This window comes from Providencia sp. PROV150, from assembly GCF_028481025.1.
In the GTDB taxonomy this organism is placed as follows: Bacteria; Pseudomonadota; Gammaproteobacteria; order Enterobacterales; family Enterobacteriaceae; genus Providencia; species Providencia hangzhouensis.
In genome coordinates, this window is the sequence record NZ_JAMPPJ010000001.1 from 19,247 (window position 1) to 33,385 (window position 14,139).

Below are 14,139 nucleotides of genomic sequence, written 5' to 3' on the forward strand. Positions count from 1 at the left end.
GTCTTTTATTCCAATACCGTAATGGTGACACTTGGCTTTTTAGCCGGTTTCCCTAAAAAGCTTTGCCAACCTAATTGGTTATGATTTTTTTTACCTAAACAGAAACCTTCAGCTTGATCTTCGGCAATACTAAGACGTAAATCCCAAGCTAATTGCTCATGAAAAATGTAAGAAACGAAGGCGACGAGAGGAGCGAAATCACTACCGTTAGGTAAAAAACGCATATAACGCTCTATAGTTAACTCACTAATTTCTATAGTGCATTTTCCGTTGCAATCATGTATGTGAGATCCAAGACTAAAATTTTCACCTAATAACATTCGAGGGCGAGATTTTTGTCCGGGTTGATGAGAAATAATACCTAACTTATTTTGTTGTGATTCTGGGATAGGAACACGGCGCGTTTCCCAACCAATAACCGATACATTTTCTAAGTCAAAACAATGGGATATTAGACTGCTAATGACATCTGCTGAACGGCTCGGACTCGCTAAAAGCCCTGCATAAGCGAGCATTTTGCTGTGATTGATTTTAATCCGTCCGCGATTAACTCCATTTCCTAAACCAACAAGAGAAAACATATATTGGGAGAAGGAATCTTGGCCTTCATTCTCAAAACAGATGTAGTAGCGATATTTTCGCCAGATACGATAGAGCAATGAGAGCAATCGATGATTAAAGATATTTAAAAAATCAGAAATCCCTGGTATTTGCTGTGCATCTTCCCAAGCAAATTCATCAAGGTAATAACCAGGAAGTGGTGACTGGCTTCCTTGTAGCCCGAGAAAAGCAACTTCTAGCTCATATTGATGAGTGGCATTTTTTTCAAAAGACACGACATCTCTCGTTGGGAACGCAACATTAGAGTGTGATTTAAAGCGAATAATATCGCTACTATCACGAGTGATATCCATGTTTTGATGAATCATTTTATTTAATAATTCAACAAGTTGATAAAAATTATACTCTGTAACCGATGGGCCAGCTTGTTCCAGCCAGCGATCGATTATTTCAGTATGTGCTGGTTGATTTGTGCTGGCCACTGATAAATTTCCTTATTATCAAGGTTAAGAACCTCTAACTCATGGAACATATTAATGCTGGTATACAAGGTAAAAAATTGAGCAATAACAGTGCAAAACAAGAACAAGCTTCCCTCAGAAAGAAAAGCGTTCTGACGTACTACCAAGGTTGTTTTTAAACCACGAACTGGCAGCCCTTTGTAGATACGTTCGATATGCTCTGAATGTAAATCAACTAATGCATCTAAACGCTTTTGGGATTGCCTTGCGGTCTGCTTGTCATAAACTGAAGGTAAATCATAAAGTTGTAATATTTTTTTTAATGAATCTAGGTTCAGTAAAGATTGATAATTTAGGGATAAATTAGTTAGTTCTGACCAATACAACGTTTTATCGAGCAGTGGGTATAAGGGAACTGTTGGTTTGAATAAATTTTTAGCTGATAAAGGCCCATAAGGCATAAATGAACGGTCTAAATCAATTGAGCGTGTAGATAACTGGGATGCGATATAGCGATTAGTACAATTGAGCGAAATCGAAACCGTTTCTTCGCATTGTTGTAATTGGTGTTCGTGTTGACGAACAAAAGAAAGCCGATGGGCGTAACCATAGGTACGCTCTTTTTGAGTTATTTTTAAACGATAATATCCATCATTTTGCTCGTGATGGTTTTGATGATAAAAACTTTCAAATGCGGTATAGGTGACCGGGTAAGCTTTAGCTTCAGATGGATAGCGTAATCCATAAACTTCATTAACGGAAAAAATATCAAAACAGTGGGCGTATTGGTAATTAGGGCTTAATACATATTCCTCATCTTTTCCTGTGAGATTGATTGCTTCACTGTCAGCACGGAATAAATTCACTATTGGAGTGCAATTCAGTTTAATACTATCGTTATGAAGAATAACCCCATCGGGGATTTCTTTATCAAAATTAATAACAAGTTTGAATTGCTTGGTTTGGATAGCTAAGGGAATGTCATCCATTCCTTGAATATCCAAAAATAGAAAGGCTTCAGGAAAACAGAAAAACTCTTGTAAGATGCGGTAGCCATCATAACTATTTTTTGGGTAAGGGAGTAATGCATCCTGTTTTTGAAAACCGACAGGTTTCACTGCAAACTGGTTAAGTGGCAATACATGCTCATCTGTGACTAGTGAGGCATTCTGTATATGCTGACTTAATAAAAAATAAAGCTGATTTGTTGTAAATGGAGAACCATTTAAATAAAAACATAATTTATTTAAACCAATGTTTGCGAGAGGTTGTATTCCATCCAATTCAAATGTTATTTCAATGGCGGTTGTTCTTTGTAAAGTTTGCGTAATTTTCGCTGGTATTAACCAGAGATCACGACTTTGGCTAAATCGACATTGAAATAAAGTTTCTTGGTTGGTATTTTCATTTTGTACATAAATAGGTGTTGCATTAAAGAGTTGGCCTGCTGAAATTTTTATCGCGTGGTGGCATTCAGAATAATTAGGCTGGTATTCAACAATTGTCATACTAGGCACAGGACGTGCGTAATTTGGCCATAGCATATTTGCTAAGCTATTGGTTAATTCAGGGAATTGCCTATCGATTTGCTGCCGTAAATTACCCGATAAATATGATAATCCGTCGATAATACGGGCACTATCAGGATCTTGAATTTTATTGGATAACAGATTAACAAGCTGCGGTTTTTCTTGCGCAACTTGTTCTGCCAAATCCTTTAAGTATTCTGATTCATTCGTAAAATAGTTTTTTGATGACATAAGAGTGTTACTTTAACTGATATCTACGATTACTATCCAAATACATATTAAACTCAATGAGTTGCTGTTGATTATCTAAGTCAATACAAGCATTAATACTGAATTGTAAAGATAAACTATCTGCATCATTTTCAATGAATTGCACATCAACACTTGTGATCCTAGGTTCATAAGTGAGGATGCAACTTGCAATGCTATTCTCTAATTCGGCTTTAAAATCAACCGCAGATTGAGTCGCATCATTTAAATCAGGTATCCCTAGACATGGTGAGCCTTGGCAACCATTCGGCCGACTATTCAGGACATAATTTAAATTTTGTTTAATTGATTCAATGAGTGTATTTGTGCGTGAACGAGAGGAAAAACTCGCATTTTTCCTCTTAATTCGATCGAATAAGCTGGCTCCGCTGTTAGGGGACCAGCCATGATTGAATGACATCACTGTTACTCTTTATCAAGGCGACCAACAAGTGATAATTCAAAGTTTGCGCCCATATATTTGAAGTGTGGACGAACTTGAATTGCGACTTGATACCAACCTGGATCACCTTCAACATCAAGCACTTTAATTTCAGCTGAACGAAGAGGGCGTTTACTACGAACATCTGCTGGCGGGTTTTCTTGGTCCGCAACATATTGTTTAAGCCAGATATTCAGTTCACGCTCAAGGTCTTGGCGCTCTTTCCAAGAGCCAATTTGCTCACGTTGTAGCACTTTAATGTAATGAGCTAATCGGTTGATAATAAACATGTATGGCAGTTGTGTTCCTAACTTATAGTTAGTTTCTGCCATTTTACCCTCTGGGGTATTTGGGAAGGTTTTGGCTTTTTGAACTGAGTTTGCAGAGAAGAATGCCGCGTTATCACTACCTTTACGCATTGTTAGGGTAATAAAGCCTTCTTCTGCCAGTTCAAATTCTCTACGATCAGTAACTAAAACTTCGGTTGGTATTTTAGTTTGTAATTCACCCATCGCTTCGAACATGTGTACAGGGAGGTCATTGACGGTACCGCCACTTTGTGGGCCAATAATATTTGGGCACCAACGGTATTGTGCAAAACTATCATTGATACAGCTTGCGAGTAAGAATGCGGTATTACCCCATAAATAGTGCTCATGGTCTTGTTTAACATTTTCGGAATAGTTAAACATTTTCACTGGGTTTTCTGTTGGGGAGTATGGTAAGCGTAATAAGAAACGTGGTGCCGTTAATCCTAAGTAACGCGAATCCTCTGCTTCTCTCAGAGAGCGCCACTTCGTATGTGCAGGGCCTTCGAAGACAGATTTAAGATCTTTAATCGCAGGTAATTCAGCATAACTATTAATGCCGAAGAAATTAGGGGAAACAGATGATAAGAATGGCGCATGTGCCATCGCTCCGACAGTGCTGACATATTGCATTAACTTCATATCAGGCGCTGTGTTGTTAAATGCATAGTTCCCAACAATTGCTGCAACTGGCTCGCCGCCAAATTGTCCATAACCTGAAGAATAAACGTGCTGATAAAAACCAGACTGAACAATTTCAGGAGAAAATTCAAAATCTTCTAATAACTCTTCTTTTGTTGCATGAAGAATATTGATTTTGATATTTTCTCTAAAATCAGTACGGTCAACGAGTAATTTCAGGGAGCGCCATGATGCTTCAATTTCTTGAAATTTAGGCGCGTGAATAATTTCATCAACTTGGGCGCTTAGTTTGTTATCAAGCTCAACCAGCATTTTATCAATTAATAATCTATTGATTTGTTGGTCTTCTGATTCATTTGCGAAAAGATTACTAATGAAAGCTGCAACGCCTTGCTTTGCAATATCATACGCTTCAGTCTCAGGTGACATACGTGACTGAGCCATGATTTCATCTAAAAGAGAGCCGTTAGATGCTGGGGCTTGTTGGCCTAGAGCTTCTGTATTTAGTGACATGAAATAATCCTCTATAAACATTATTTTTGATTAGCGGCAATATCGAGTTCTTTTAGAAGTTGTTCGCGTGTTTCTTTATTTTCAAGTAATTCTTGAAGACGCTTTCTAAAAGCAGGGACATTGCCTAGAGGACCTTTTAATGCAACTAAAGCTTCTCGTAATTCAAGAAGTTTGTTTAACTCAGGAACTTGGCGAGCAATATTATCTGGTGAAAAATCTTGCAGAGATTTTACATCTAGATTGACATTAAGCTCAGAATCATTGGTGTTTTCAAGTGTATTACGGACGTTGATATTTAAATTAATACCTGCACTTTCCATAACTGAATTGAAATTGTTTTGATTAATTGAAATTGCTTTTCGTTCTTCTATTGGGGTATCTTCAGTTTTACCTGTCATATCACCCACAATCAGCATATTTAAAGGAAGTTCAACTTCAGCCTGAGCTCCACCTGTATTAGGTGTATATTTGATATTAATTCTTTCTTTAGGGGCAACACTACCGAGATTTTTCTTACTCATTTAAGTGAATCTCCTTGTATGAGTATACGATAACTTCATTCCATAAATTCAAATGCCTAAATTAAAAATTAATAATAAATTTAGAGCATACAGTTCCCTACACAGAACAGATTCTATGTTAAGAATTTTTTTCCCAGAAAGGTGTTTAAACTATCAAATTTTTATGTTGTATTTTTTAGTTTGTTAATAATATACAAATTTAACTTAGGATCAACATGTAAATTGTTATTTGAATATAATTTCGTGATATTTAGTTTGAAATGTATTCTATTTTCATGGGGTATTTTAGTTGAAAATTTTACTCATAATCTCATAATGCGTATTCATAGTTTATATGGCGATTTTTTTATCAGAATAATGATAAGTATAAGTATTTTTGCACGCTAGATAAATCTTGTTTAAGAAAATTAAGTATGAAAAGTCTGTGATGTAAATCAATTTTTTACAGCATGTAACATATTCATATATTTTTCTTACATAATTTAATTTGATTATCTATTTAATTTTATTAAAGAGAAATGAGATTTATTTTTTTACAAAATTAATATGAAATTTATAGGGGGATCATCTTATGTTTTTATATGAAAAGTTTGAAAATGAACGGAAGTATTAATGTTGACATGATGAAGTCATAATTACCTCTTGATTGAGTAAGAAATGAAATTGTAAATCACATAAATTAGGATGATTGGGAAACTCTATGAGGTAAAAGACAAATTTCAACAAGTTATAAAAATAAATATTTTATTATTTGTAACAAACCCTATTCAGCCAATGGAAGAGCCTGGACTATAAATTCAATAACTCTTTTTTTTTAACACCTTAAGGTAAATTTATTATCACAAATGATTATCATAATCATTTGTGGGCAATGTATCAGTTCTATTATTGTAGTTGTCGGCTTCATTAAAATGGAAAAATTTCAAAGTGAATGATAAGCCGAAGGTTTCCTATCTATTAGCTGGCAGGAACATAATTAGTAACTTGTTGAAATTGTTTTATAAAGATAATATTTAATATCTTAATGCCATGGATTTTATCAAGATGAATAAATTATTAGTTCCAGTTTTTTGTATTGTTTCTTTATCTGGATGTGCAGTGACTGAGTATAACTATGTTCCTGAATCACAGAAAATTAGTGAACCCCGAATAGGTCAGGTGAACCATATTACAGTAGGGCAACCCTTAGTAAGAGAAGGCAACATTAGCGAAATAGACGGAATTAAAATATTAAACCCTGTGCAGATAGATTTGGCTTACAAAATTATTCCAGGTGTATTCAAAAAAGTGGGGTCAAGTGATAAAGGCGATTTTTATATGCCAGACCAAATAGTTGACTCTGGTTCGGTCGTTGTTGAGGTTTTAGGGCAGCCTTGGAATTCACTTTTAATTAAAAAAGACTCTACTCCTAATGAGATTTGTATCGTAACAGATGTTAATGTTGCTGTTTGTAGTGATAAAGCACAAATCGAACAAGTAAAACTAAATAATACTGATGGTAACTCATTTGAAGAAGCCTTAATTTTCAATGGGATAAATGGCCATGTTGTTGATGTTAGTTATCAGAAAATAGGTTCGAATATTGAGAATCAAGGGTTTGGCGATACTATTCAGTATAACCTCAAGAATAGCGATATTATTTCTTATCGAAATGTAAAATTAAAAGTTATCGATAGTTCAGAAAACTCATTAACCTATACAGTGATAAGTAATTTTTCTGAAAATTAATGTGCTGAACATTAATTAACCAATTGAAAAACAGCGTTAAACTAAATTTAATCTCTAGTTAAGCGCTGTCGCAACATTTTTTCTCCTTTTATCCACATTCTAACTTCAAAATATTTGGATCACATCGACAATTGTAGAATATTGTCTTTTTAGCATACGTCACATACTCTAAGTTAAATTGATTTAATTTAGAGGGCGTTATTTATGATGAATATCCAATCTGATCACCATAGCTTTTTTATTTTATCTGATGACAAGCAAACTCGCATTGCTGAGATAACCTTTGTTTATACTGGCGATGATCTGGTGATTATTGACCATACAGTAGTTGATGAAAGCTTAAAAGGACAAGGCATTGCAAAGTTACTAGTTGCTAAGGTTGTTGAGCGAATGAGAGAGGAGGGTCGAAAAATTATTCCGTTATGCCCTTTTGCAAAAGCAATATTCGATAGAACACCTGAATACAATGATATCCGCCAATAATATTTGCTAATTACTGATGAGGTCAGCATGAGTATTCAAAATAATGATAAAATACTTAATTTACAGTTAATTACAGCACGCTCAAAAGATGTTGGTGGGCTTCCTGTTGCACGAGTTTTACCGACAAGAGAACGTAGACTAATAGGTGCTTGGTGCTTTCTTGACCATGCTGGACCTACGGTTTTTAAAGGAGATTCAGAGGGAATGAAGGTATCACCTCACCCTCATACCGCTTTACAAACATTCACTTGGATGATTGAAGGTGAAGTATTACATCGAGATAGTCTTGGTTATGAACAGGTTATTCGGCCAGGACAGGTCAATTTAATGACGGCAGGTTATGGGATCAGCCATTCCGAAGATACCTACGGAGAAAGTCGCCAATTACATGCTGTACAACTGTGGATTGCTTTACCGGAAGCAGTTAAAGATATTTCTCCACGTTTTGACCATTATCCTACGCTACCTCGATGGGCTGAAGGAGAAGTGCATTTCAACTTATTAGTTGGGGAATATGGTACTTATAAAGCACCAACACTGACATTTTCCCCTTTGGTTGGGCTCGATATTATTGCGAAGAAAACCGCTCGACAAGTTTTAACGTTATGCTCTGAATTTGAATACGGTATTTTTGTCATAAATGGAAGTGCCGTTATTGAAGGGCAGCAAGTGAATAGTAATGAATTAATTTATTTAGGCAAAAGTATCACTGAAATTTCTGTAGAGCTAGTTTCAGATAGCCATATTTTATTGCTCGGTGGTGAGCCTTTAAATGAATCTGTACTAATGTGGTGGAATTTTATTGGTCGAACTAAAGCGGATATTCATGCTGCTGTTGAGGAATGGAACCAAGGAAACCCACGTTTTGGCCGTGTTTTTAATGATGAACGCAACCCTACACCGGCTCCAATTATGCCATAATCAATTTAAGTAACTTCCTTGTTATTATTTTAAGCAAACCGAGAATGGTTTTAAATTTAATCTAAGGCTCGTTTTTAGTACTAAGTTTATGAGCTCATAACCTGACTTTTATCGAAAAACTGATAATATGTATACAAAAGGCTATTTTTAAGTCAAAACAAGCCGTAGCCGTTAGAGGTAGACGATAAAAATGAGTAAAAAATACCTATTGGGAATCATTTATTTAAGTTTATTCCCTGTTTCTTTTGCATCATTAGCGTTTCAAGAACAGCAATATAACCCAGTGGTGTTTAATCTGGCTCAGCTTTATGATTTCAATCCTGTTAGAGGTACTGTTAAGCAAATAAAATCAGTTGTTTATAATGAGGATAAGTCAATTAATTATGAATCAATGTTAAAAATTGGTCATGATGGTTGTGTGGAAAGTTTTACTTTTGATCAAAAGAAAGATGAGTATTTAAATGGTGCTCATAACTATCTTTTTGTAAAGCGAGTTAAAAATAAATTGATTGGTCGAGATGTTAGTGGGCCAGTCGAAATGGTGATAGGTGATAACTGTCAAATAATATCTAAAAAAGATTCGAATGGTGAATTAATCTACCAATATAACCAAGATGGCATTATTGCTGGTTCACTGCTTGCTGACACGAAAAAACAATATAGCAAAAATGATTATAATGAATTTAAACTTCCAACAACGATAAAATATTTTAAAGATAATGCAATCATATCAGAGACTATAGTAACTTATGGGAAGGATATGAGTAAGCCGTTTGATCACATGATGGACATACGCGCGTTGGGGCAAACAATATTACTCGTCAATTCTAAGTGTGATTATAACGCTAAGAATATTGCCTATAAATGTGACTTTATTTTAAGTCTTAATTCGAATGGCAATGAGATTAAACTACTAAAAAACAGTACTACTGAAGTCGACTTTTATTAAGTATAGGAGATATTCAATGGCTATTTCTGCAAGAAACCAATTGTCAGGTGTTGTCGATTCAATTGTAATGGGAGCGGTAAATGATGAAGTTATACTCGATTTAGGTCATGGTGAAAGCATTGCGGCAGTGATTACCAAAAATAGTACTAAACAACTCGGTTTAGAAAAAGGTAAACTGGCGACAGCAGTAATAAAAGCGCCTTGGGTTGTATTAGTATCTAACGCTGAAGAGTATAATTTCTCTGCTCGTAATCAATTTAATGGTGTAATTGAATCCATTGAAAAAGGAAGCGTTAATTCTGTGGTAAATTTAAAAACCACTGCAGGAACTTTGTTATCTGCGGTGGTGACAAATAATAGTACCGTAGAGTTGGGGTTAAATGTTAAAAGTAAAGTGACTGCGATTATCAAAGCTTCTAGTGTTATTTTGGCAACTAAGAAGTAGTGCAAAATATTGAAGGGCTGTCATGGCAGCCTTTTGTAATTCGTTTGTAATCATGACGCGCTTTCTAGGTCAATAATTTTAATGTGTTTACCTTTAAGTTCAATAAGCTTTCTTTCAATTAATTTCACTAGTGTACGGTTTAATTGCCTGACAGATATACCAAGCATAGCAGCTAATGAATCGCGATTTTCCAATTTAAATTCAGAACCATACTGGCTTTCGGCAAAAATTAAATAGCGCCTCAATTTATATTCAGCAGAGAATGAAGAGGAAGAGTGTAGCTGTGATGCATTAAAAAGCTTTTTGCTAAGATGTTGACAGATAAACTGTAAAAAAATAGGGGAGTTAAGCTCTTTTTTCTGAATAACCTGTAACGGAAATGCCAGCAAATAACACTCTGTAATTGCCTGTATTGTGCTATAGATACGGTTGTTTTTGCTGTTATTATTCTGAAATAACTCTAAATCACCAATAACTGAAAAGGCATTTTCAAATGAAAAAATAACATGCTTACCGTTTATTTCATAACGTTCAACCTGTAGTTTCCCCACAACAAGAAAGTAAATAAAATTAATTTTGTCATTTTGTGATATTAAGTATTCAGATGTATCTATTCTAAGCAGTTTTGCTGACTTTATTGTTTCCTCAGATAGAATTTTATCAAGCTGATAGAGAGTAAAATATTCTTCAATTTTTTCAGAAGAGGTAATTTTTTTCACAATTCATTCTCTCAGTATAGGTACTTTCGGAGAACAGTATGACATAAATTGGCGTGTGTAATAAAGGACATATGTCCTTTTAAAAATGGCAATAACTCTGCAAGCTTATTCAAAAATAACTCGCAGGATACTAACATGAAAGCGTCTTTAAAACCTTTAAGCGGATTTACTAAAAGTATAAAAACAGCAATTAATGCTATGCCAAAAGTGGAACTACATGTGCATTTAGATACGTGTTTAAGTTTTTCTTATGTTAAACAAGCTATTCCGACACTCACGTTTAATGAATTCAAACAAGGTTTTATTGCGCCAACGAGGTGTGAGGATCTTGGCGATTTTCTACGTTGTATTGAACCGCAACTTAATATATTACAGACAAAATCTGCAATAGTATTGGCTGTTGATGATTTGTTTGAGCAATTAAAAATGGATAATGTGATTTATGCCGAAATTCGGTTTGCTCCTTTATTACATACTCAGCAAGGTCTTTCAAGCCGAGAAGTTGTTGATATAACATTAGATGCGATTAATTCAGCAGTTAAAAAGTATGAAATAGAAGCGGGCTTAATTTTGTGTACCTTGAGGCATTTTACTGCCTCTCAAAGTCTTGAAACGGCAAAGTTAGTTGTGGAGTATCAATATCGTGGTGTTGTAGCACTAGATTTAGCGGCAGATGAGGCCCGTTTTTCACTAGGTAATCATGAAATGGCATTTAAGTATGTCAGGGAACATGGAGGGAATGTTATCGCACATGCTGGTGAGGCTTTAGGCTATGAAAGTGTGATTGAAACATTGGATATATTAAAAGTGTCACGTATTGGACATGGGGTAAGAAGTATTGAAAATTCAAATACGATTAAAAAGCTCAAAGCGTTAAATGTATTACTTGAAGTTTGTCCAAGTTGCAATTTAGTGTGCAATGTCTTTGACAGTATTGAAAACCATCCTATTAATGAGTTGAAGAAGCAGGGCGTTAAATTAAATATAAATACTGATGCGCGAACAGTGGCGAATGTAACATTAAATAAAGAATACCAATTATTGCATGATATATTTGGTTGGGGTATTGCTGATTTTACTGAGTGTAATATAAATGCATTACAGGCAAGCTTTATTGAGGAAGAAAAAAAAGCCCTATTGATTAAAAAGGTATTAAATCAATAGGGTAGAATGAAAGAGAAGGAGGATTTTATCTTCCTTCTCCGATTAGTATCAGATAATAATGAGCATAAATTAAAATTTGCCACATTACGATTGACTGAGACTTATCCTATGCTCATTATTAGGGTAAAATATAATGTAATTGAAAACTAATCATATTATATTTTTATTTTACACTATTTTTGCAATGTGGTGATATAATTGAAATTAGAAAAATATTTTCTAATTTATAGAATAATAAAGATTAAGTTCTAACTTAGAATTATGTTATAAATAGATGAGTTGAAATTATCTATTTATAACAGGATGAGCTTATGCCAGAAATAAGAATTGTTGCGACAGTAATTGCAAAAGATAATGAAGTCGAATTTGTGAAAGCAGCAACTAAATCAATCGTTGAGCCAAGTAATAGGGATGAAGGTTGTCTTCAATATGAATTACATCAAGATAATGCTAATCCAAATATTTTTATTTTCTTTGAAATTTGGAAGGATCAGGAGTCATTAGATAAACATAATGTTACAAAGCATTTGCAAGATTTTATTAAGAAGATAGAAGGTAAAGTCGATTCATTAGATGTGAAATTAATAAGTAAAATTGCATAATGTTAATTAATGATTACTAAATAATAAAAAGGAATACAAATGTATTCCTTTTTGAATATGGATTAATTAAAAATTTCAGTGAGATGTATTTTATAATCATTGATATATTTTTCAATATTAGGTTCTTTGATCACGTCGTTAATCATAAAGGTTGGGAATTTTTTCAATCCGAGAAATTGTTGTGATTTATGAAAGGCAAAATAGACTCCATCTACACCTCGACCGTCAAAAAAATTATCAAATTCATCAAATGCATCGATAGGGGCATTCCAATCCACTGAAAGCATATACTTTTTCCATGAAGTAGGCCCCCGGTACCATATTGCTTGCTTGGATTTTGGCGGGTACGGCCATCATTTGCATATAAATGACCGTGACGGAGGGTATAAACGTCATCCATATATTTTTTTACCATCCAAGGCATCATCATCCACCAGCCAGACATTTGGTAATAATCGCATCTGCCTAAAGAAATTTTTTAACCTCATTTTCCTCAGCAGTTAGGTCAATTTACCTTGTGGTGCGGTTAATTAAATTGACATCCAGTTATTCTTCCAGTTTTTTGACTATTCGGCTTACCGCGAAATTTGCTAAATTAAGTTTATCAGCCGCTTTACTAAAACTTTTTTGTTCTACCACTTCAATAAATACACGGGCTTCTTCAGATGTTGCTCTCATAATGATTTTGTTAGCCAATAAGGTGATAGAAAAGGTGTTTATTATAATAACAAAGATAGGCATTAAAATTTAAACTAAAAGTTTTAAAAGATGGAGTTTTATTAGGCTTTTAACCTAATCATATTGGAGTCTGATCTATCGCTTTTCTTAAAAGAACTTTTAATGCTTCTATTTTGTTAAATTTTGACAAAAATCTTACAAATTATAGAATAAGAAGGAATTGGTCATAGGACTCGTAAGCGTTTACGTTAGCCAACGCATATAACTTTTGGCCACACATAGGTTATGTGCTTTGTGTGTCTGTTAACCTTGGAGTCTTTTATGTCACATCAAGACCGTAATTATATTTTAGGTATCCCAAAGTTACCTGCTCGGGCGATGATTTTTCTTGTTCCTTTCTTTTTATCCCTTGTCATGAGTGGAATTGTTTCGCTGATTAGTACCATAAGAGCCTTGGGCTTCACAAGTGACGTGTTTTCACCTTGGTTGAGCTCGTGGATGCTTTCTTGGATGATAGCTTTCCCAACCGTATTTTTTGTTTTACCAATTGCAAGGCGTATTTCATTGATGTTAGTGAAAACCACATAACCGTGTTGATAAAAGTTGCTAATATAATAGTGAATTTATGGGTATTATTTTGAATGGGTTGCTATGTCGATAAAAATTATTGGTTTGTTCTTTATCACTGCGTTGGCTGAAATTGCAGGCTGTTACTTTCCTTATCTTTGGATGAAAAAGCAAGGTGGGGCTTGGCTATTGATCCCGGCAGCCTTAAGTTTAATGCTATTTGTCTGGTTACTCACATTACACCCAGAGGCAAGCGGACGAATTTATGCGACTTATGGTGGAATTTATATTGTCACGGCATTAGCTTGGCTAAAAGTGGTTGACGGTGTTTCTCTTACCGTGACTGACTGGGTTGGTGCTTTAGTCGTACTGATCGGAGCCGGTATCATTATTAGTGGTTGGAAATAGAATTCAGTGTTATCACGTCACCTTAAAAAATTAATTATTTATTTTAAAGTGACGTGGAATTTAAGCCGACAACAGAATTATTTCTTTATGTGGATTTCAGTAAATGATTACTAAATCCATAGTTAAATTTTAAATTAAATACAAGGGTTATTCTTTTCTAAGAAATAACATTATTTTCTTTTACGAAATGTTAATTGAAATGATGTTTAACTTAAATTTTTAAAATGTAACATTTGATCCAAATCAATT

General features: G+C 34.4%; 15 protein-coding genes and 2 pseudogenes. 9 read left to right on the forward strand and 8 right to left on the reverse strand.

The window, feature by feature from the left end:
* Positions 1-5 precede the first annotated feature (5 nt).
* From tssG to tssB, 5 genes are read right to left on the reverse strand one after another with little or no spacing between them, the layout of a single operon-like run.
* Complete coding sequence (gene tssG, locus PSE83_RS00090; protein WP_036957881.1) at positions 6-1,043, reverse strand: type VI secretion system baseplate subunit TssG; 1,038 nt, start codon at positions 1,041-1,043, stop codon at positions 6-8.
* Positions 1,007-2,782 (reverse strand): type VI secretion system baseplate subunit TssF, encoded by a 1,776-nt coding sequence (tssF, locus tag PSE83_RS00095; protein ID WP_004255992.1) that lies wholly within the window; start codon positions 2,780-2,782, stop codon positions 1,007-1,009. Before tssF ends, tssG begins: the two co-directional genes overlap by 37 nt.
* A gap of 7 nt (positions 2,783-2,789) precedes the next feature.
* The gene (gene tssE, locus PSE83_RS00100; protein ID WP_004255990.1) at positions 2,790-3,221 is read right to left on the reverse strand and encodes a type VI secretion system baseplate subunit TssE; all 432 of its coding nucleotides are present in this window, start codon (positions 3,219-3,221) and stop codon (positions 2,790-2,792) included.
* A gap of 5 nt (positions 3,222-3,226) precedes the next feature.
* On the reverse strand, positions 3,227-4,705 hold the full coding sequence (gene tssC / locus PSE83_RS00105; protein ID WP_036957880.1) for a type VI secretion system contractile sheath large subunit: 1,479 nt from the start codon (positions 4,703-4,705) through the stop codon (positions 3,227-3,229).
* Between the two features lie 20 nt (positions 4,706-4,725).
* Entirely contained in the window at positions 4,726-5,226 is a 501-nt protein-coding gene (gene tssB / locus PSE83_RS00110; RefSeq protein WP_004255987.1) for a type VI secretion system contractile sheath small subunit, read from the reverse strand.
* A gap of 1,044 nt (positions 5,227-6,270) precedes the next feature.
* Here tssB and PSE83_RS00115 point away from each other — a divergent pair.
* The 5 genes from PSE83_RS00115 to PSE83_RS00135 all read left to right on the forward strand — a co-directional run bounded on the left by PSE83_RS00115 (position 6,271) and on the right by PSE83_RS00135 (position 9,752).
* The gene (locus PSE83_RS00115; protein WP_187367839.1) at positions 6,271-6,954 is read left to right on the forward strand and encodes a hypothetical protein; all 684 of its coding nucleotides are present in this window, start codon (positions 6,271-6,273) and stop codon (positions 6,952-6,954) included.
* A 204-nt stretch (positions 6,955-7,158) separates the two neighbouring features.
* The gene (locus tag PSE83_RS00120; protein ID WP_004255982.1) at positions 7,159-7,437 is read left to right on the forward strand and encodes a GNAT family N-acetyltransferase; all 279 of its coding nucleotides are present in this window, start codon (positions 7,159-7,161) and stop codon (positions 7,435-7,437) included.
* A 27-nt stretch (positions 7,438-7,464) separates the two neighbouring features.
* Positions 7,465-8,358, forward strand: coding sequence for a pirin family protein (locus PSE83_RS00125; protein WP_004255980.1), 894 nt, complete (start codon positions 7,465-7,467; stop codon positions 8,356-8,358).
* Between the two features lie 190 nt (positions 8,359-8,548).
* Entirely contained in the window at positions 8,549-9,307 is a 759-nt protein-coding gene (locus PSE83_RS00130; protein WP_004255978.1) for a YnfC family lipoprotein, read from the forward strand.
* Positions 9,308-9,323: 16 nt separating this feature from the next.
* Positions 9,324-9,752, forward strand: a complete 429-nt coding sequence (locus tag PSE83_RS00135; RefSeq protein WP_004255976.1) for a TOBE domain-containing protein — start codon at positions 9,324-9,326, stop codon at positions 9,750-9,752.
* A 50-nt stretch (positions 9,753-9,802) separates the two neighbouring features.
* Here PSE83_RS00135 and PSE83_RS00140 read toward each other — a convergent pair whose 3' ends face one another.
* Entirely contained in the window at positions 9,803-10,471 is a 669-nt protein-coding gene (locus PSE83_RS00140; protein WP_004255974.1) for a Crp/Fnr family transcriptional regulator, read from the reverse strand.
* 135 nt (positions 10,472-10,606) lie between these two features.
* Here PSE83_RS00140 and add point away from each other — a divergent pair, with 135 nt between their 5' ends.
* Together add and PSE83_RS00150 are read left to right on the forward strand one after the other, a co-directional pair.
* The gene (gene add, locus PSE83_RS00145; protein ID WP_272660578.1) at positions 10,607-11,635 is read left to right on the forward strand and encodes an adenosine deaminase; all 1,029 of its coding nucleotides are present in this window, start codon (positions 10,607-10,609) and stop codon (positions 11,633-11,635) included.
* Positions 11,636-11,946: 311 nt separating this feature from the next.
* Entirely contained in the window at positions 11,947-12,237 is a 291-nt protein-coding gene (locus PSE83_RS00150; RefSeq protein WP_004255970.1) for a putative quinol monooxygenase, read from the forward strand.
* A 62-nt stretch (positions 12,238-12,299) separates the two neighbouring features.
* Here the strand turns inward: PSE83_RS00150 and PSE83_RS00155 are convergent.
* Positions 12,300-12,688, reverse strand: a pseudogene (locus PSE83_RS00155) (NAD(P)H-dependent oxidoreductase); the annotation flags it as partial.
* 98 nt (positions 12,689-12,786) lie between these two features.
* Positions 12,787-12,915, reverse strand: a pseudogene (locus PSE83_RS00160) (helix-turn-helix domain-containing protein); the annotation flags it as partial.
* A 321-nt stretch (positions 12,916-13,236) separates the two neighbouring features.
* Here PSE83_RS00160 and PSE83_RS00165 point away from each other — a divergent pair.
* Positions 13,237-13,503, forward strand: a complete 267-nt coding sequence (locus PSE83_RS00165; protein WP_004255963.1) for a DUF2798 domain-containing protein — start codon at positions 13,237-13,239, stop codon at positions 13,501-13,503.
* A 63-nt stretch (positions 13,504-13,566) separates the two neighbouring features.
* On the forward strand, positions 13,567-13,890 hold the full coding sequence (locus PSE83_RS00170; protein ID WP_004255956.1) for a YnfA family protein: 324 nt from the start codon (positions 13,567-13,569) through the stop codon (positions 13,888-13,890).
* Positions 13,891-14,139 lie beyond the last annotated feature (249 nt).